This is a genomic window from Flavobacterium magnum, from assembly GCF_003055625.1.
Taxonomy (GTDB): Bacteria; Bacteroidota; Bacteroidia; order Flavobacteriales; family Flavobacteriaceae; genus Flavobacterium; species Flavobacterium magnum.
In genome coordinates this window covers 1,399,449-1,418,501 of sequence record NZ_CP028811.1, presented here as the reverse complement: position 1 = coordinate 1,418,501, position 19,053 = coordinate 1,399,449, and the positions used below count along the sequence as shown (strand labels likewise).

Genomic DNA, 19,053 nt, shown 5'->3' with positions numbered 1-19,053 from the left:
TCATTAAAAAATGCTAAAGCAAGTTCCCTTCTTTAGTCCCTGCAATCCTTTTTTTTCCGATAACTTTATTAAATCATATTTTATGGCTTATTTGTTTACTTCTGAATCTGTAAGTGAAGGGCATCCGGACAAAGTTGCCGATCAGATATCCGACGCCTTAATCGATAATTTCCTGGCTTTTGATACCGACTCAAAAGTGGCCTGCGAAACGCTCGTAACCACCGGACAGGTCATTCTCGCAGGAGAAGTGAAATCGAAAACCTATCTTGACGTACAGCAAATTGCCAGGGATGTCATCAAAAAAATAGGATACACAAAAAGCGAATACATGTTTGAAGCCAATTCCTGCGGTGTGCTGTCTGCGATTCACGAACAGTCGCAGGACATTAACCAGGGTGTCGATCGTGCCAATAAGGAAGAGCAGGGCGCCGGTGACCAGGGGATGATGTTCGGTTATGCCACCAATGAAACCGCCGATTATATGCCTCTGGCCCTTGACCTGTCGCACAAACTGCTTCAGGAACTTGCGGAAATGCGCCGTGAAAGCACCCAGATTACCTACCTGCGTCCTGATGCAAAGTCTCAGGTCACATTGGAATACGACAACAATAACAAACCGTCCCGTATCGATGCCATCGTAATATCGACACAGCATGATGACTTCGATGAGGAAGCTGCGATGCTCTCCAAAATCAAGAATGACATTATCGAATTGCTGATTCCAAGGATTATTTCCAAATATCCGCAATACGCACACCTTTTCAACGACAAGATTGAATACCATATCAATCCTACAGGCAAGTTTGTGATCGGCGGACCGCATGGCGACACCGGATTGACAGGCCGCAAAATCATTGTAGACACGTACGGCGGAAAAGGCGCCCATGGCGGAGGTGCATTTTCGGGAAAAGACCCAAGTAAAGTAGACCGAAGTGCTGCGTACGCTACAAGGCATATCGCAAAAAACCTTGTTGCCGCAGGCATCGCTGATGAAATACTGGTTCAGGTCTCCTACGCTATCGGCGTGGCCAAGCCAATGGGAATTTACATCAATACATACGGAACGTCGAAAGTAAGCCTGACGGATGGGGAAATCGCTAAAAAGGTGGAAGCCATATTTGACATGCGCCCCTATTTTATCGAACAAAGACTGAAACTGAGAAACCCGATTTACAGTGAAACGGCGGCTTACGGCCACATGGGACGCAAACCGGAAACCGTCACCAAAACTTTCAAAAGCCCTACCGGAGAAACAAAAACTGTAACCGTTGAGTTGTTCACCTGGGAAAAACTCGATTATGTTGACAAGGTAAAGACAGCCTTCGGACTGTAATCATACGCACAATAAACCAGAAGCCCGGCAACAGTCGGGCTTTTTTTTATTAATTTGCAGCATACAAACCGGGTAATGTTCGATAAATTCATACGTCCTTTTCAGTCCAAAACCGCCGCGGGTTTGATTTCGCATCCGGGCTACCTGATGCTACTCGCCTTCTTCAACGGCGCACTGTTGATGAATTTTCACTCGATGTACAGGAAAGATCTTGTCTTTTCACTGGTACTTATTTTCTTTGGAACGGTGTCGATGATACACATCCGGCACTGGTGGGCGGCAGTTGCCAATTGTCTGCTGACGCTGACGTATTTCTGGGGCAAATTCCCACGCATGGCCAACCATTCCAACCTTGAATTTTTCATCGAGATCGTGATCCTGGGATTGCTGTTGGCAAAAGTTTCAAACCGGAATTTTAGAATTCCGGACGGCCTCATCTCAAGGATTTTCAGGTTTTCTCTCGTTACGGTGTATTTTTATACAGGATTTCATAAGCTTAACACCGACTTTTTTAACAGCAGCGTCAGTTGTGTAAACGACATCAACGCCTATGCTTTTTCAATCTTTACAGCAAAACCGGTGACGCTTTCGCCACAACTCTCCTCATTTTTTCAATACGCCACTATTTTTATAGAAATGGTGCTGCCATTTGGGCTGCTCTGGAATAAGACAAGGAAATACAGCGCCATGTTATTGCTATTGTTTCACCTGTATTTGGGCCTGACGGTTTTCGGCGATTTCTCCGCACTTGCGTGTTTCCTGATTTTAGGCTGCCTGATCGATTTCGAAAGACGCTCAATCGATTCCGGTTTGATAAGGCACATACGGGTTTACTTGGCCTTTATCGTCACAGCGAGCATAGCAAAGCCTTTCCTCGACAAATACATTATTGCACAGGAGGTGCCTCACCTGCACGGGGCGCTTTTCAATTTTGGGGCGCTGTGGTTTTTTGCGTACTACCTCAGGCATTACCGCGCTGCAGATACCGGGCCTCGGTTTAGGCAGTATTTGATTCCCGCATGTTGCTGCGTTCTCATCAGCCTGTGGTCGATGAAAACGTACATCGGCCTGGGGAATTCCGCCAATCTGACCATGTTCAGCAATCTGGTGACCGAAAAAAGCAGGAGCAATCATCTGTTGATAGACACCCGGAAAACCAAGATTTTCAAATTTGAAGAAGACAACATCCTCGTCCTTAAACTGGACGAAAGGCTGCAAAAGGAGAAAGCGGAAGGATTTATCTTTCCCGTAACCGAATTCCGTTACCGCGCTTCCAACTGGGTGAAGGCCCACCCCGACTGGGCGATTCATTGTACAATCGTCCATAAAAGTGATACCACTGTCGTGACTGACCTAAGAAAAACCGGTCTGATCCGCACCGAATGGTGGTACCGTTACCTGAACTTCAGGAAAATCCAACCGGACGGCCCTTGTCAATGCCTTTGGTAATCAGTAAGTACCTTTTTTCATTTTCTCAAGAATCTCTTCGTATTGCAGCTTGACGGCCGGGTCATCGAGTCCGGCAGCGGCCGACGCGGCGCGTTCTTCGGTTGCAATTGCCTTCTGCTTCTGCCCGTTGAGATAATACAACTGCGCGAGGGTGTCGAGGAAATAGGCGTTTTTGCTGTCAATCCGATGACTCACCTCTGACCACCTGATTGCCTTTTCAAGATCAGGTTTGCCAAGCTTATGCTCTACGACATACCAGGCCACAGTATTGGCGGAATTGGAAAACTCATACTTAAATCCCTGCCAGTCGGTATGGTCCGAAAACGATTCGCCGAATGCACGGTCGAGGTTTTCAATCACTCCCGACTCAGGCTTGATGACTGAATTGAAAAAATCAGCATACGAATCGAGGTACTCGCGCTCAGTTTTCGGCGACAGCCCGTTCTGTACGAAATAGAAATACGCCTGTAGCAACGCAGGATTTCCACCGGATAACGCAATGTACTTCTTGTAATATGCGCTAATCTTATCCTGCTGCGACTGATCCGCCGTATAAGCATGGTCCCCAAAGAAGGAACCAAGCACGCTGTCAATGTCATTGCGTTCCGCATCTTCGGATTGGTGAGGCGCGGCTTCGGCCTTTTTGATTTCGGGCATCTGTAAAAAAACATAATCCAGAAAATCGAACGTCGCAGCATCGGGTTCTGCGTTATCATTGAAGAGCCTTGAGTTGAATCCGTCACCCAGCAGTTCGCTGAGCCCGGTGTCGATATAATCCTGATTGTACGCGTTTGATTTTTTGTAGAACTGTACGATCTGCAGCCACTTCGCCCGTACTTCCGACGGAGTGGCCTTTAATTTATACAGATGATCACGGTCACGGATCACTGCCGCGCGCGCGTAATCACTGTATGCCGCAGCCACCGTATCAACAGCCGGCACAACTTCCAATTCGGTCTCATAGTCTACGGTAGTGCTGTCTGCAACTGTTGTTTCATATTGGATCCTTTCTGTTTTTGAGATGGCATTAAACGCTTTGACCAGCTCCGGCGCAGCGGCCTTCTTGTTTGAGAGGGTGCGGTCAAATTTCAGGTGCTCATCGGCCTGCTTTAAATCGGCATAAGCAGAATTATAACTCCGGAAATACATAGACTTCTTCAACGTCTCCGACGTATGGTAAATCAAATCGCCGGCAGCGTTGTACACCAGGATTTGCGGCTTTTTTGCATCAAGCCTGTTTTTAGCCAACAAGGCTTTGTCTTTATCTGATGCAAGATAGAAATTGAAATGATCCACAGATTCGACGTATGCCTCTCCCATAGCGTATCCAAGGTCTGTTTCGGCAAGCTTGATGAACGCATCAAAATCCGCCCGACTGCGTTTGTTTTCATAGTCGAAATACACGACGAGGAATTTGTCTTTTGATTTGGCCGTGGTTTTCTGCGCCGCGGCGAATGATTGTTCAATCGCATATTTAAATGCGTATGACGGGGCAGCGTCTTCGATAACGCCTTCAAGAAGCTCGTCCCTGTCAGCAACAATGCCCGCATTTTTGGCAAAATCGGTATCTTCGATAAGTTGTGGCTGCAGTTTGGCGACCGTCGTCCCGTTGCGATCTCCACCTTTAAAAACGAAGGTCAGCGGCGATTTGCCTTCGGTCATCACGAGTTGGCCCTCTTTATCCTGATAAATCCGGAATTTCATGTCCGACATGCGATTGAAATCGAAATCCACGTCCACTTCCGAAACGTCATCAGGGATTTCAAATTTGGAAATTATCGTCGGTTTTGCACTGTTATCTTCGGTGAAATAGTTTTTGTAATTCAACAGGTAGAGGAATTTTGTCTTGTCAATCTTCACCGACACCGGTGTGCTGGCCGTAAACTCATCATCCCTCTCATCGGTACCCTTTATGTAATCGCGTGCGCTTTTGTATTCCGGCGGACGCGAGTCGCTGTGCTGTGTGCCGATGTATACGCTATTGAGAAAATACCTTGAAGTCATGCCCCGGAAAGTAACAGTAAGAGCATTCGCATTTTTGTCGCGTGCTATAGGGGTTACCACAAAATCACCATGGGCCGCTTTGTTTGTGTTGAGATGGAGCGTATCGCCCTGCTTTTCAAAATCACCACGAAGGAAAACCAGTTCGTAAGTCTGGTTGTCGTGGATGCGCAATAAGAAATCAGCGCCCATACTGTGGGATTCGTACTCCCCGGGCCTGATGTCGGAATGCTGGGCAAAGGCACCGCAAAACGGCAGGACTAACAGCAACAGCTTTTTCATATCTTGTCTTTTTTGAAGCAGAAAGATATTGCTTTTTTCATTTGCGAGACATCCTGAGATAAAAAAAATCCGCCTGGCGACGGATTTACTGATCGGGCTACAAATCATACTTTATTCCAAGCAGCAGGTACCTGGGCTGCACGAAATACTGCGACGTCCTGGTCGAAAACTGCGTGAAGCCGTCGTCGTTGAGCGAGGTCGTGTTCAGCAGGTTTGTCCCGGAAAGACGGAATTCCCATTTGCTGTTTTCCTTCTGATAGCTCAGGCTGGCCGTCAGGAAATCGTACTCATTACTGACGGTGTTGTCGTCATTGCGGTAGTGGTAAAACTCATACTCTGCAGTGAATGAAAAACGCTTCAGGAAAAAGTAATCCAGGTTTACAAAAGGCCTGTCAGTGATGAAAGTCGAATTGTTGTAATCGTTGATGCTGATGTTGTAGCCCACCTCAATATTGGGCAGGTTCTTGTAAATCGTGGCCGCCTTCAGGGTGTAACTGTGGGTGACACTTTCCGTTTCGCGGAACACACCGTTCTGGATGTTGTTGAACTTCGACCAATTGAAGCTCGCATTCACCGACGCCTTGTAATTCCTGAGGAATGAACGGCCGTAATTCCCGAAAGCTGAAAAATTCTCGTCGGCAAAGTTTGAATTGTACGGGCTTGAAAATTGGTTGATGCCGTCAAAAACCGCATTGGTCTTCACCGCATCGACCTTCCTGGAGTATTGCAGGTAGCCCGTGATATTCTCAAAATTGAACATATTGTATTTGAAATACCGCAGCGAGTGTACCTGCGAGGTCGCATTTTCCAAGGTCCTGTTTCCGCGGAATAAATTGCTGTAAGATGAAAACACATTGCCTTCGATGAGCTGGCTGATGTCGGTAAAATCATTTGAAATAGCGAAATTATATGTAAGTGTCTCAGCTTTCTTAATCTGATACAGTGCAAAGAAATCAGGCAGGATCCTGAAAAAATCCTGCTTGTATTCGGTGCCCTGCTGCACGTTTACCATATCGTAGGAATGGACGCTGAAACCCGGTGTCAATGTGAATTTACCGCTCAATATTTTGTAATGAAACCCGAGGAACGCATCGTTGAATGTGTAGCGTACCCCATTGTTGTTCTCGGGTGCATTGAGGTCATTCCTGTTATTGCCATCGAGGATCTGGAAAATATGGGAATTAAAATTCTGGTGCGAATAGGTATTCCCGAAGGTCAGGTTGATGTTGCTTTTCGGCGTCAGCATGTAATAGTAGTCCAGTTTGGCGTCAATTTTATTGGTCCGGACGAACCGTTGCTGGTTGATGTCGTTGCGCAACTGACCGCGAATGTAGCCGTTTAGCATGAACGGCTGCGTTTGCAGGTTGGCGTTGTAAAACGGATCTTCGTCCTGATACAGGTGCTGTACTTCAAGCGCAAAAACGTTCTTGTCACTTTGGGTATAATACATGCTCAGGTTCTGGTTCACCGAAGTCGGGCTCTGGGCCTTATTCGTAAAAATATCCTCAGAAGTTACTGTGTTGTCTACAATGGCCTGGCGGAAAAGATTATCGGCTTCGCGCTGATCCGACAGTTTCGAAAGCACATCGTAATCCCACTGGAATTTTTCATTAGGCTTGTAACTGGAGCTGAACTTAAATAGTCCCAGCTCGCTTTTTTGCAGGGATTTGTCATCGCTTTTTTGCTGATCGTCTGTCTCAAGTATGACGGTCTGCGAGCGGGTTTCAGTCTCTGTGGTGGAGGACGAAAGGATGACGAAACCGCTGAGCGTCCAGCTTTTGGTGGCGTTATAGGAGAAATTAGTGGCACCGAATCGCGTTTCGATTTCCTTGGCGCGGTTGTTGCGCAGCAGCGAAATCCCAAGATCGTTTGAGGACACGTTGAAACTGCTGCCGCCTTTCTTCATCATGTTGCGGAAACCACCGGAAAATTTAAAATAATCCTGCATCGTGAGCGGCAGCTCGCCAACATTATTGAAATTTGTGATCAGGTTGACGCTGTATTTCGGATTGTAGTAAAAGAGTTTGGGATTCACCAGATAACGCTTATCCGGCCCAGCCGCAGCCGTGAAATCGCCGAACCAGAAATTCTTCTTGCCATCTTTGAGCTTGATGTTCATCGCGACGCTTTCCTCGTTATTTTCAAGACCTTTGAGCGCACCGATTTCATTGTAGTTGCGCAGGACCTGGACCTTGTCGATTGCATCAGCCGGGATATTCTTGACACCGAGTTTCGTATCGCCGTCAAAAAAATCCTTCCCTTCCACCATCAGCTTCTGGACTTTCTTGCCTTCGACTTCCACCTCGCCATCCGCATTCACTTCGACGCCGGGTAATTTTTTCAGCACATCTTCGAGCTTGCGCTCTGTACCGCTGGTAAAGGAATCGGCGTTATAAACAATCGTATCGCCCTTGATTGACACCGGCATCTCATGAACGATTTCCACCTCATCGAGCACCGCGCCTTCCTCAAGCGTAATGTTTTTCACTATGTTTTCAGTAGTTGTATTGATGGCCAGCTCGACGGCCTTAAACCCGATGTAACTGATTTTGATAGTATACGCCGAATTCGGCTTGAGCGCAAGCTGGAATCGTCCCTTGTCATTGGTAATCGAATACGAGTCCATCGCTTTGGTGTCGAGGTTTACCGCCATCACATTGGCCATTTCCATCGGGACAGCGGCGCCGTCGGTGACGAAACCTTCCATTTTTACAGTTTGTGCGTGCGCGCTGAATGAAACCAGCACAAGCAGCAGCAGGAATTTTCTCATGTATTTTGTTTTTGGAGGGAAAGCAATCAATCGCGCATCCTGAATTGCATGCGGTTGCCCGGCCCACCCATGTCTTTGAATTCTTCCATTTTTTTCAGGACGGTTTCGTCATACTCCTTTTGCGAAACTTCCTTGCCGTTCTTCGGTGCCTTTATATCCGCCTTTTCTTTAGGGTTGATGACGATTTTCGAGCAAAGGATAGTCGTTTTACCATCATTGACTTCGAGGATCAGGCCGGGCAATCCCCAGTAATTGTCAGGACCCTGGCTCACCGGGATTTCGGGTGCGTACCAGGCGGTAATCAGGATTTCGGCAGGAATCTCGACATCATCCATGAAATTGGTTTTTTTAGGGGTTTCGGCTTTTTTCGCATCATCTGCGTTTTGATTTTCGTCTTTTTTCTTTAGCCTGTAATTCTTGAAATCGGTTTTGCTGACTGGCATGACGGCCGTAGCCTTGTAACAATTGTAACCGCCGATTTGACGCGTCTCGCTTTCCATCTTCCAGTTCAGTCGTGGCAGGGAATCTTTAACCAGGAATTCCTTGCCCATAAATTCCTTGTCGACCGTATAGGTTTTTTCCCTGATATTTTTGTAATACGTTCCGCCGCCACCCATCATCGAATTCATCATGCGCATACCACCATTCTGGCCCGGCGCGTCAAGTTTTTCCTCTTCTTTGTAAATAGAGGCATTCTTATCGAAATTGAGGATGAAGGTTTTCTCAAACATCGTTTTCATGCGCTCTTCAATCATTTTCTGCATTTCGGGTGTAATGTCCTTGTTTCCACTGATGCGCGATTTAAAGTCGGCCGTACTGGTCTTGGACTCGTATACGGCAATGCCCTGGAAATCTTTTTGGGCAAAAATCGGGCTGCACATAAGGAACATGATGAACGCGAAAACTGGATTCCGTTGATCTATTTTCATGGGGTGAGGGTTTTTCGAATGACTGCAAATATGGCGAATGCAATGGGGATTCGTTACAAATTTTTTGTTAAATAACAGATTATGATTGATTTACTTTTTCGTAATTTGCCACACTATGAACCGACTGTATTTGTGGATGACATTGTTGCTTTTTTGCGTTGCCGGCGCACAGGACAGGTTGGTGGCGCTCCGGCTGGCCAACACGCCGATAGAAGCCGAAAGTGTTGCTGGCTATGACCATCTCGGTGCGGTTTACTACACCCGCGATAACGTGTTTCATAAGGACTTCAGCGGCCAATCGCTGGAATATAAAAATCTTTCGCTGGGCAAAATCAGGCGTATCGACCTGCAAAATCCGTTAAAGATTATGCTTTTTTACGAAGATTTCAATACGGTTATTACGCTCGACAACCAACTTAACGAGACGCTCAAAATCAGTTTTTCAAACATCGCCGAACCGCTCGTGGTGTCAGCTGCAGGTATGGCCTCACAAAACCGTTTCTGGATTTATGACAGCGTCAGGCAGCAGCTTGGGCTGTTCGATTACCTGAAAAACGATGCGGTGTTTATCGCGCCGCCGCTGGCAGGGACAATCAGGGCATACGACACCGGCTTCAACTTTTTTCAATGGATTGACGACCAGGGCAATTGGTACACCTGCGACGTGTATGGCAAGGTGCAGCACCTTGGAAAAGTCCCGGAATCAGACCAGTTTTCATTTGCAGGCCCGCAAACGATCGTCTATGCTGATGGCGGCAGGCTGTACCTGTATGACGCGGGTAAAAGCAAAAAATACCTTATTGAAAATATTGATAAAAGCAGCCAAAGTTTTTTCCTGAAAGACCAAATTTTATCTATTTTTACAGGCTCCGAAATAATCAATTACAAAATCAGTTTACCGTAATGCATATAGCAGTAGCAGGAAATATCGGTGCCGGAAAAACCACGCTTACGCGTTTGCTGGCCAAGCATTTTAAATGGGAACCCCATTATGAGGACGTGGTCGACAATCCGTATCTCGACGATTTTTACCACCAGATGGAGCGTTGGTCTTTCAACCTCCAGATTTATTTCCTGAACAGCCGTTTCCGCCAGATCCTGCAAATACGCGAGAGCGGTAAAAAGATCATACAGGACCGGACGATTTATGAAGATGCGCATATTTTTGCGCCGAACCTGCATGCAATGGGCCTGATGACCAATCGTGATTTCCAGAACTATACGTCGCTTTTTGAGCTGATGGAAAGTTTGGTCAAAGCGCCCGATTTGCTGATTTATTTAAGAAGCTCGATCCCGAACCTTGTCGGGCAGATTCACAAACGCGGCCGCGATTATGAAAATTCGATTTCGATTGACTACCTCAGCAGGCTTAACGAACGTTACGAGGCCTGGATCCAGACGTACAACAAAGGGAAACTGCTCATTATCGATGTCGATAACATTGACTTTGTAAACAATCCTGAAGACCTCGGAAGTATTCTGGATCGAATCAATGCTGAAATCAACGGCTTGTTCTAGTTCGTAAAAGGCAATTTGCAGTAATGGACTCCCCACGTATCGAGCCGCTTTCGGTGTAAAGAAAGCCTTTTGGTAAAATCATTAAACTTTGCCGGATCGGCTGTTCCCCAGAGCACTTCAGCCAGTGCGGTAATGCGCGGAAAAACCATGTATTCGACATGATCTTCATTTAATATATATTCTGTCCAGACATTCGCCTGTGCGCCTAATATATATTTCGATTCCGCTTCAGAGAGCGCCTCGGGGATCGGGTTAAATGAATACACTTTCTCAAGCGTAATGAGTCCGCCTATAGCAATCGGTTGGGTTTGGCTTGCCGGATCTGCCTGATATTGGTCGAAATAGCAGTGAGAACCCGGCGACATCACCACGTTATGGTGTAATTTAGCTGCAGCGGTGCCACCCTCAGTGCCGCGCCAGCTCATCACGGCGGCGTTTGGAGCCAGGCCGCCTTCGAGGATCTCATCCCAGCCTATGATCTTACGCCCTTTGGCATTTACGTATTTTTCAATCCTTGTGATGAAATAACTCTGCAGTTCATGTTCGTCACTGAGACCAAGCTGCCGAATCAGTCCCTGACAGTGTGCACAGCTTTTCCAACGCGTTTTTGGACACTCATCACCGCCTATGTGAATGTATTCGGACGGAAACAATTCGATCACTTCCGATAGCACATTTTCAAGAAACGTAAAGGTCTCTTCTTTAGGGCAAAACACGTCTTCAAATACGCCCCAGCCTTTGGCCGCCTCAAAAGGGCCATCGGTACACGCCAACTCCGGATACGCTGACAGCGCGGCAAGTGCATGACCCGGCATTTCAATTTCAGGGACGACCGTAATGTGCCGTTCCCGCGCGTAAGCAACGACTTCTTTTATTTGTTGCTGTGTGTAAAATCCGCCGTATTTTATAGTATCGTAACGTTGTTCGTTATAATGCCCGACCATCGTGCCGTTGCGCCATGCCCCTACCTGCGTCAGTTTTGGATATTTTTTAATTTCAATACGCCAACCCTGATCGTCGGTGAGGTGCCAGTGAAACGTGTTCATTTTATATGAAGCAAGGTAATCGATGTATCGTTTGACAAAATCGACAGGAAAAAAATGCCTGCTGACATCGAGGTGCATGCCACGCCATTTGAATTTGGGCCGATCAGTGATGCGCAGGCAGGGAATTCTAACCGATTTTGTTTTGTCCGTTGGGAGCAGCTGGATTACGGTTTGTACCGCATAAAACTGTCCCTGGCTTGCCGCAGCAGCAATATTGATCCGCTCCGCCGAAATATCGAGGACATATTGTTCGCTGTCGAAAGCCGTGGTATCGGGAATCTGAAGCTGGAATGCAATGACATGTACGCCTTTTGCAGCCGGGACAGATGTGATCTTTAATCTGAGTCCAAACGTGCTTTCAACATAATCCCGTAGGAATTTTGCTTCGAAAGACCCGCTTTCGGCAACGATCACCGTCTTGCTGTCGAGCGTAAAATTTCCGTTCCCAGGAGTGACTTTTTCGGGTAACGGAATCAGCGGCAATACGGACTGGGCAGCCATTTGCTGTACCAATAAACAAACGAAGAATATCTTTTTGAGCATGATCTTAAGATTTGGCACTAAGGTAAAAAAACATATCCCGATTATTTCATCACGAATGAAATGAATCGGGATAATTTTCCAAATCTAAAGCCCCCTAAGCTCAAGAAAAGTGCAGGACCCATAACCGGCCATCTCAACCAGTTGCACGTAGTTTATCTAATCGTCCCCAAAAAAATAAACTACACGGGAGGTGACGCGGTCACAGCCATTATAGTGGTTTGAACAGTACAAAGATGACGAAGGTATACGATAAAAAAAATACCCACTAGTGGGTATTTTTAAGGCAGTTTTCGGTAAAACTGTAGGTTTTATCTTATATTTTGATTGAGAATCAAATCGAGGAAGAGATTGATCTTGTTTTTCAATTCTTTACGGGGTGTGATAAAATCCAGGAAACCATGCTCGAGGACGAACTCGGCGGTCTGGAAACCTTCAGGCAATTCTTTGCCCGTTGTATCTTTTACCACACGTGGCCCGGCAAACCCGATCAAAGCACCCGGCTCGGAAATGTTGACATCGCCCAACATGGCGTAGGACGCGGTTGTGCCTCCCGTCGTAGGATCGGTGCAAAGTGAAATGTATGGAATTTTAGCGTCCGCCAGTTGCGCCAGCTTTGCCGAAGTCTTGGCGAGCTGCATCAGCGAATAGGCCGCCTCCATCATCCTGGCTCCACCAGATTTGGAAATCATTACGAACGGGACTTTATTTTTAATCGAGTAGTCAATACCGCGTGCGATTTTCTCCCCGACAACGGCACCCATAGAACCGCCAATGAACGCGAAATCCATGCAGCACACAACGAGGTCGCGCCCTTTCGATTTTCCAACTCCGGTACGTACTGCGTCCTTCAGCTTGGTCTTGTCCATGGCATCTTTAAGACGATCGGAATACTTCTTGGTATCCACGAAATGCAAGGGGTCTTTCGACGTCATTTTGGCATCGAGCTCCTTAAATTCGTTATTGTCGAAGATGATCTCAAAATATTCCTTACTGCCGATCCTAACGTGGAAACCGTCCTCGGGTGATACGTAAAGGTTTCGTGCCAATTCATCGGCGTCGATGATCTTACCGGTGGGTGATTTGTACCAGAGTCCCTTAGGCACATCCTTTTTATCTTCCGTAGCGGTTGTAATTCCTTTTTCTGTTCTTTTAAACCAAGCCATATTTAAGTCTATTTGTCTATGATTTTGTTGCCTGCGGTGGGTTTCTAAGGTAAGAAACGATAAACTACAAACGAACAAACTTAATTCAGTTCTACAAAGTATTTACGTTGTTCAAATCGGCAAAAGCCTGTTCCAGCCTCGCGTTGAAAGTCACTTCACCTTCGCGCACCCATTTCCTCGGGTCGTAATGTTTCTTGTTGGGGGCGTCCGATCCTTCTGGATTGCCTATCTGTGTTTTCAGGTAATCGATTTTTCCGGTCATGTAATCGCGTATGCCCTCTGTAAAAGCAAACTGCAGGTCGGTATCAATATTCATCTTGATCACGCCATAACTGATTGCTTCCCTGATTTCTTCCACCGTCGATCCGGAACCGCCGTGGAATACGAAATCAACCGGATTTTTTCCGGTATTGTGCTTCTTTTGGATATACTCCTGCGAATCCCTTAAGATGGTTGGCGTAAGCTTCACATTGCCTGGCTTGTAAACGCCGTGTACATTACCGAAAGCTGCGGCAATGGTGAAACGCGGACTAACCTTCAGCAGTTCTGAATACGCGTAATCCACGTCTTCGGGCGTCGAATACAGCTCGGAATGGTCGACACCAGAATTGTCGACTCCATCTTCCTCTCCACCGGTAATACCAAGCTCGATTTCAAGGGTCATCCCCATTTTGCTCATCCTCTCGAGATATTGCTTACAGATTTCGATATTTTCATGCATCGGCTCCTCAGACAGGTCAAGCATGTGCGAACTGTAAAGCGGCTTGCCTGTTTCGGCAAAGTGTTTTTCGCTGGCTTCAATCAGGCCGTCAACCCATGGGAGCAGTTTTTTTGCACAATGGTCTGTATGCAAAATGACCGTCGCGCCATATGCTTCTGCCAAAGTATGGATGTGTTTCGCTCCGGCAATCGCGCCTAAAATCGCCGATTGCTCAGCGGCGTTTGAAAGCCCCTTGCCTGCATTGAATTGGGCACCACCATTAGAAAACTGGATGATCACGGGCGCTTTCAGCTTTGCAGCGGTCTCCAGGACACCGTTGATGGTACTGGACCCGGTCACATTGACTGCCGGAAGGGCAAAGCCTTTCTCTTTGGCATACCTGAAAATTTCCTGTACCTGATCGCCTGTCGCAACCCCCGGTTTTATATTGTGGCCCATAGTTTGTGTCTGTTTAAAGTTAAGTTTACAAAAATAACAATTCTTATTTTAGAACGGATAATTAATGCCAATATTTAGAACCGAGTTCCCAAAGTTGTACTCGCGGAACCATTTTTTACCCGACGTATCCGCGGGGTTGTATGTCTTGAATCCCATGTCGACGCGGACCACGAAAAAGCTCAGGTCATACCGCAGTCCGAATCCTGAACCTACGGCCACATCCTTCAGCGACCTGATGCCTTCGAAGTTTCCGCCTTCGGCTTCATAGGGCCCGTCGTCGAAGACATTCCAGATGTTCCCGGCATCAACAAATACGGCACCTTTGAAACTGTTGAAAATCTTGAAACGCATTTCCGCGCTCGTCGTCAGCTTGAGGTTGGCCTCGTTAAAGTCGTTGATCGCACCGCTTCGGCCCGGGCCCAGACTGTAGGGCTGCCACGCCCGGATGTCATTGGATCCACCCGCGAAATAACTCCTTGAAAATGGTACGCTCGTCGAATTGCCATACGGAATCGCAATACCAAAAAAACCGCGTATCGCCAGCACTTTTTCCCGATTGAAATCCCAATGCCTGATGTACTCAAGCTCTGTTTTGAAGTACTGGGAATATTCAATACCGAAAACACGCTTCTTCGAAATCCCATTGTCAATGGTTTTGGTGGCGGTGGCGAAAAGCGATAGTACGTTCCCGGCCGATTCTAACTTGGTCCTGAAAATGTAAAAATCATTGTCGGTCAGCGAACTTTTGGTTGTTTTCGAAAAACTGTAGCTCGTTGCGAGGATCAGGTTGTTTTCGGTCAGCCTTTTGCGTCGCTCTTCGATGCTCTTTATCGTCCTGAAATCATCCGAACCCTGCTGCGGCCCGAAGCCGTTCTTAATCACATCATCGGTAAAACCTGTTGTCCCCTCCGGAATCGAAAGTTCGCGTTTGTCCGGATCGACCGTATTGTCCCTGAAATACGCCGGGTTGGCATTGTATGTTTTGGCCAGGTCATTCAGTGCGGTAAATGATGAGCGGTACACTTCAAAATAGTTGCCGATGTTCAGGTTATTGACATACTGGATGTTGAACAGATCAAAACGCGCGCTGTGGTTCCGCTTCGGTGTCCAGTTGTAGGTCATCGATCCCGTGAAATTTTCCTTGTCAAGCCCGATGTTGCGTTGCTTGGCAAATCCAAAATTCAGCGAAGTGGAAGGAATCATTTTTTTCGGGATGATATGCTCTGTATTGAACGGAAGCAGTACGCGTGGAAAATTCAGTTTGGCATCCAGTCCGTATTCGGAAATATTGAAAAAGGTGTTGTCCGGATTTGCCAGGTCTTTGGAAGAACCGATATTGCCCCTGGCGGCAATTTCAAGCGTTTCAGCCCGGTTAAAGACGTTCCGGATCGTCAGCGAGGTGGTGGCCGCAATCCCGAAATCCTGGATGTTTGAATGCGTAAAATCGAGCGACGCCCCGAAACTGTATTTCGGTCGGGGAGTCAGGATGATTGTCGCCACGAGCGCGTTGTCATCGTTTTCATCGACCTTGTACTGCACCAGCGGGTAATTAAAAATTTTCAGGTTGCCCAGGTACCGCACGGTAAGGTTTGTCCGAAAATCGGAATACAGCGTCCCCGGCGCAATAAACACGGCATCGGTAATCGCCTTTGGACGGTATTTGAGTTTTTTGTAACTGTAGAGGTTAAAATTATTGTAGGTGACGCTGTCTGCAATCCTGGTTTTGTCCACGTCGTTGGCATTGTCGGTGATGATGTTCACCTTGCTGATCTTATACAACCTGAATGGTTTGGTATAGCTCGAATCGCCGGCACGCACGCTCTGGTCACTGATCACCATTTCCACATTGGTCTTGCTGGTCGACTTGATCGTATCCAGGTTAAACGTGATGTTGCCCTGCTGGAAATAAAACGCACCGTTGTTCCTGAAATAGGTGTTGAGCCGGTTGCGCTCGGCATCAAAATTTTCGGTCTTGAATTCATCGCCTTTCCTGAGCTGCGACAATTGCTTGGTCGTTTGGTAAAGTGAATCCAGTGCCGGTGTCTGTATTTTTGTCCGGATCGAATCAAGCTTTGACACTTTGCCTTTCGTGAACGCATAATTCACCTTACCTTTTTTGCCTGCAAGGGTATCGATCGTGTAGGTGCCTTCCGCATCATAGTAGCCGTTGTTGAAATAATAGGCCTTCACCCGCGCGATGGATTTCTTGATCTTGGTTTCGTCAATGATCACGGGCGCCTCACCGATCTTCTTGAGGAAATTATGTACACCGAAATACCAGAAAGACTGTCCCTTACGCGCCACCTGCTTGGCTGAAAGCAGCTTCACCTGCCGCGCGTATTTCTTCGGGTGGTTTAAAAATTTCGCCTTGTAGGAGGAATCGGGATTTTTCTTGGCCAGGTTGTATAGGTTCAGGCGAAACCGGTATCCCAGTATCGAACTGTTGGGCTTTTGGTACAGCAGGTCATTCACCACGCCCGATTTGTATTTTTCGCCGTTGACGGTGATGTTGTTGTCAATCAGCAGGCTTTTACCCTTGGGCACCCTTTTGACGGCATCACATCCGGAATAAATCATCCCGAGTATAATAATTAAAGCTATTTTTGCAAATGCGTGTCTCAAGTGGTCGCAGAAATTTATCCAAAAGTACATTTTTTCCATGGTTAGTAAAAACCAAATAAAGTTAATCTCGTCGCTGCACCAAAAAAAGTTCCGCACCGCCCACGGCTTGTTTATAGCCGAAGGCGTCAAGGTGATCGGCGAACTGCTGGCATCCCATTTTGAACTGGAACACCTGTACACCACTGAGAATCTCTTTGCTGAAATCGCGCTTTCAAAAAAAACGATGGTAGGGGAAACGGACCTTAGAAAAATGAGCGCGCTCACAACGGCGAACAATGCGCTGGCGGTTTTCAGGATTCCCGCTTCCGCAGAAATTACGCAGTCGGGCCTCATTGTCGCACTGGACGACATCCGCGATCCGGGAAACCTCGGGACCATCATCCGGCTCTGCGACTGGTTTGGTGTCGGGCAGATCGCCTGCTCGCAGGAAACGGCAGACCTTTACAACCCGAAAGTTGTGCAGTCGACGATGGGTTCGATTGCGCGCGTGAACGTGAGTTATGTCAATCTCGAAGATTTTCTGGTGAACACCAAAATGCCGGTTTTCGGGACCTTCATGGACGGCGAAAACATCTACACAACCCAACTGCCAGCCGAAGGCATTATCATCATGGGCAACGAGGCCAATGGCATTTCCAAAGCGGTTGAAAAGTACGCTACAAAACGGATCGCGATACCGCGGTTCGGGAAACTGCAGCAAACCGAAAGCCTGAACGTAGCCACGGCCACAGCAATCATACTCAGCGAATTCAGGAGAAAGTAACAGGCACGTCTTGCCTGCGGCGTAGCGCTTAGTGAAAAGTGAAATTCACAAATACCGCCCTGGTCGTCATCTTCTCGATGTTGGATGTCCACGGGCTGTTCGGGTCGTTGTCGCGCACCAGCTCATCGTTTAAGCTGAACACGCCACGTATGGATGGCGAGAACTTAAAGTATTCGAAGTAAATATCAATCCCCACGCCCACTTCATAAAAGTTTGTCCATTTGATCATCCTGAAACGGTTGTTGGCGTTGTCATCCTTGGCGGTGGCATTGCTTGAAAGGTTCAGCGCGCTGCCGACGCCCCCAACGACATAGGGTTTGATATTCCCGGTCCGTACTGAAGATATCTTCAGTAAAAGCGGAAAGTGGATGTACGTCGATTTGACTTCGCGCAACCCGTCGAAGGTGTTCGTAAAACCCGGGAAGGTCAGGTTTCGTTGGTTGAAATACAGTCCGGGTTCAAAACGAAGGTCGAAATAGTCATTGAAACGAAGGTTTCCGACCAGTCCCACATTAAAACCGATAGAAGATTCGACCAGGACATCCACGTCCGGTGTGGTCTTATAATCAAATTTGAAATCGTAGGAATTGAATCCGAGAAAATATCCCCAATGCACGCGTTGCTTGTCAAAATTCTCCAGGTTGATGATTGGGTTCTTTGCGAAAAGGCTCCCAAACTGCGCCTGGGCCACCGTGCCGACAAATACCATTATGGAGAAAAAAACCTTTTTCATATTATTTTTTCGATGCTGAATAAATCGTAGCCACGCCGAATGTCTGCGGAAGCGACTGGACTTCTATAAACCCCGTTTTCCGTAAAATATTGTTCAGCGCCTCGCCATAAGGAAAAACCGAAGCGGAATCGGATAAATATTTGTACGCGGCATTGTCTTTTGAGAACATCCTGCCGATCAGCGGCAATATGTTTTTAGAGTAAAAACGGTAAAATTGCTTGTATGGCGACTTTTGGGGCTGCGAGGTCTCAAGAATCACGAAGAGGCCGCCCGGCTTGAGCACACGAAGGATTTCGGCCAGGCCTTTCTCAAGGTTTTCGAAATTACGGACGCCAAAAGCGACGGTAATGGCATCGAACGTATTGTCTGCAAAATCCATTTTCTCCGAATCGCCAATCACCATCTGGATCTTATCGGAAAGTTTCCTGTCGGCAATCTTCATCTTCCCGACCTCGAGCATGCCTGCTGAAATGTCAAGCCCGATAATCTGCCTGGCAGTCGTTGCAGCCATTAAGATTGCAAGGTCGCCGGTGCCGGTAGCAATGTCGAGGATGGTATCCGGACGGGTTGCGGCAACCATATTGAGCACTTTTTTGCGCCATTTGATGTCAATTCCAAATGAGATGACCCGATTCAGTCCGTCATAACTGCCTGATATGGTATCAAACATTTGTGTGACCTGGGCTTTTTTGCCCAATTGCGAATCTTTATACGGTGTGATATGTTCCGGCACGAATTATTT

14 protein-coding genes are annotated in these 19,053 nt (G+C 47.2%); 5 read left to right on the top strand and 9 right to left on the bottom strand.

Features of this window, described 5'->3' with window-relative positions; all coding sequences use genetic code 11:
* Window positions 1-82 precede the first annotated feature (82 nt).
* The gene (metK, locus tag HYN48_RS05795) at window positions 83-1,333 is read left to right on the top strand and encodes a methionine adenosyltransferase (protein ID WP_108370218.1); all 1,251 of its coding nucleotides are present in this window, start codon (window positions 83-85) and stop codon (window positions 1,331-1,333) included.
* Window positions 1,334-1,408: 75 nt separating this feature from the next.
* Window positions 1,409-2,782 (top strand): HTTM domain-containing protein, encoded by a 1,374-nt coding sequence (locus tag HYN48_RS05790; RefSeq protein WP_108370217.1) that lies wholly within the window; start codon window positions 1,409-1,411, stop codon window positions 2,780-2,782.
* On the opposite strand, the gene HYN48_RS05785 is transcribed toward HYN48_RS05790, so the two are convergent.
* The 3 genes from HYN48_RS05785 to HYN48_RS05775 all read right to left on the bottom strand — a co-directional run bounded on the left by HYN48_RS05785 (window position 2,783) and on the right by HYN48_RS05775 (window position 8,764).
* Window positions 2,783-5,065, bottom strand: a complete 2,283-nt coding sequence (locus HYN48_RS05785) for a hypothetical protein (protein ID WP_146171731.1) — start codon at window positions 5,063-5,065, stop codon at window positions 2,783-2,785. It abuts the gene before it with no gap.
* A 97-nt stretch (window positions 5,066-5,162) separates the two neighbouring features.
* On the bottom strand, window positions 5,163-7,835 hold the full coding sequence (locus tag HYN48_RS05780) for a TonB-dependent receptor (protein WP_108370215.1): 2,673 nt from the start codon (window positions 7,833-7,835) through the stop codon (window positions 5,163-5,165).
* A 26-nt stretch (window positions 7,836-7,861) separates the two neighbouring features.
* A complete protein-coding gene (locus tag HYN48_RS05775; protein WP_181248538.1) occupies window positions 7,862-8,764 on the bottom strand; it encodes a GLPGLI family protein in 903 nt (300 codons plus the stop codon).
* 115 nt (window positions 8,765-8,879) lie between these two features.
* Here HYN48_RS05775 and HYN48_RS05770 point away from each other — a divergent pair, with 115 nt between their 5' ends.
* Window positions 8,880-9,668: a hypothetical protein gene (locus HYN48_RS05770; protein ID WP_146171730.1), complete on the top strand. Its 789-nt coding sequence runs from the start codon at window positions 8,880-8,882 to the stop codon at window positions 9,666-9,668.
* On the top strand, window positions 9,668-10,282 hold the full coding sequence (locus tag HYN48_RS05765) for a deoxynucleoside kinase (protein ID WP_108370213.1): 615 nt from the start codon (window positions 9,668-9,670) through the stop codon (window positions 10,280-10,282). Before HYN48_RS05770 ends, HYN48_RS05765 begins: the two co-directional genes overlap by 1 nt.
* Here HYN48_RS05765 and HYN48_RS05760 read toward each other — a convergent pair.
* The 4 genes from HYN48_RS05760 to tamL form a co-directional block, all read right to left on the bottom strand.
* A complete protein-coding gene (locus HYN48_RS05760) occupies window positions 10,279-11,871 on the bottom strand; it encodes a beta-N-acetylhexosaminidase (RefSeq protein WP_108370212.1) in 1,593 nt (530 codons plus the stop codon). The genes HYN48_RS05765 and HYN48_RS05760 overlap by 4 nt on opposite strands.
* A 308-nt stretch (window positions 11,872-12,179) precedes the next feature.
* Window positions 12,180-13,034, bottom strand: coding sequence for an acetyl-CoA carboxylase, carboxyltransferase subunit beta (accD, locus tag HYN48_RS05755; RefSeq protein WP_108370211.1), 855 nt, complete (start codon window positions 13,032-13,034; stop codon window positions 12,180-12,182).
* A gap of 91 nt (window positions 13,035-13,125) precedes the next feature.
* Complete coding sequence (gene fbaA, locus HYN48_RS05750) at window positions 13,126-14,193, bottom strand: class II fructose-bisphosphate aldolase (RefSeq protein WP_108370210.1); 1,068 nt, start codon at window positions 14,191-14,193, stop codon at window positions 13,126-13,128.
* A 48-nt stretch (window positions 14,194-14,241) separates the two neighbouring features.
* Entirely contained in the window at window positions 14,242-16,845 is a 2,604-nt protein-coding gene (gene tamL / locus HYN48_RS05745; protein ID WP_108373413.1) for a translocation and assembly module lipoprotein TamL, read from the bottom strand.
* Between the two features lie 7 nt (window positions 16,846-16,852).
* Between tamL and HYN48_RS05740 the strand changes: the two genes are divergently transcribed.
* The gene (locus HYN48_RS05740) at window positions 16,853-17,578 is read left to right on the top strand and encodes a TrmH family RNA methyltransferase (protein WP_108370209.1); all 726 of its coding nucleotides are present in this window, start codon (window positions 16,853-16,855) and stop codon (window positions 17,576-17,578) included.
* Between the two features lie 28 nt (window positions 17,579-17,606).
* Here HYN48_RS05740 and porT read toward each other — a convergent pair whose 3' ends face one another.
* Together porT and ubiE are read right to left on the bottom strand one after the other, a co-directional pair.
* On the bottom strand, window positions 17,607-18,311 hold the full coding sequence (gene porT, locus HYN48_RS05735; RefSeq protein WP_108370208.1) for a type IX secretion/gliding motility protein PorT/SprT: 705 nt from the start codon (window positions 18,309-18,311) through the stop codon (window positions 17,607-17,609).
* Window position 18,312: 1 nt separating this feature from the next.
* Window positions 18,313-19,044 (bottom strand): bifunctional demethylmenaquinone methyltransferase/2-methoxy-6-polyprenyl-1,4-benzoquinol methylase UbiE, encoded by a 732-nt coding sequence (ubiE, locus tag HYN48_RS05730; RefSeq protein ID WP_108370207.1) that lies wholly within the window; start codon window positions 19,042-19,044, stop codon window positions 18,313-18,315.
* Between the last annotated feature and the right edge of the window lie 9 nt (window positions 19,045-19,053).

What these genes read in the sequence shown, in the direction of transcription:
- metK (WP_108370218.1), top strand. Translation starts at nt 83, where the DNA reads ATGGCTTATTTGTTTACTTCTGAATCTGTAAGTGAAGGGCATCCGGAC.
- HYN48_RS05790 (WP_108370217.1), top strand. Translation starts at nt 1,409, where the DNA reads ATGTTCGATAAATTCATACGTCCTTTTCAGTCCAAAACCGCCGCGGGT.
- HYN48_RS05785 (WP_146171731.1), bottom strand. Translation starts at nt 5,065, where the DNA reads ATGAAAAAGCTGTTGCTGTTAGTCCTGCCGTTTTGCGGTGCCTTTGCC.
- HYN48_RS05780 (WP_108370215.1), bottom strand. Translation starts at nt 7,835, where the DNA reads ATGAGAAAATTCCTGCTGCTGCTTGTGCTGGTTTCATTCAGCGCGCAC.
- HYN48_RS05775 (WP_181248538.1), bottom strand. Translation starts at nt 8,764, where the DNA reads ATGAAAATAGATCAACGGAATCCAGTTTTCGCGTTCATCATGTTCCTT.
- HYN48_RS05770 (WP_146171730.1), top strand. Translation starts at nt 8,880, where the DNA reads ATGAACCGACTGTATTTGTGGATGACATTGTTGCTTTTTTGCGTTGCC.
- HYN48_RS05765 (WP_108370213.1), top strand. Translation starts at nt 9,668, where the DNA reads ATGCATATAGCAGTAGCAGGAAATATCGGTGCCGGAAAAACCACGCTT.
- HYN48_RS05760 (WP_108370212.1), bottom strand. Translation starts at nt 11,871, where the DNA reads ATGCTCAAAAAGATATTCTTCGTTTGTTTATTGGTACAGCAAATGGCT.
- accD (WP_108370211.1), bottom strand. Translation starts at nt 13,034, where the DNA reads ATGGCTTGGTTTAAAAGAACAGAAAAAGGAATTACAACCGCTACGGAA.
- fbaA (WP_108370210.1), bottom strand. Translation starts at nt 14,193, where the DNA reads ATGGGCCACAATATAAAACCGGGGGTTGCGACAGGCGATCAGGTACAG.
- tamL (WP_108373413.1), bottom strand. Translation starts at nt 16,845, where the DNA reads ATGTACTTTTGGATAAATTTCTGCGACCACTTGAGACACGCATTTGCA.
- HYN48_RS05740 (WP_108370209.1), top strand. Translation starts at nt 16,853, where the DNA reads ATGGTTAGTAAAAACCAAATAAAGTTAATCTCGTCGCTGCACCAAAAA.
- porT (WP_108370208.1), bottom strand. Translation starts at nt 18,311, where the DNA reads ATGAAAAAGGTTTTTTTCTCCATAATGGTATTTGTCGGCACGGTGGCC.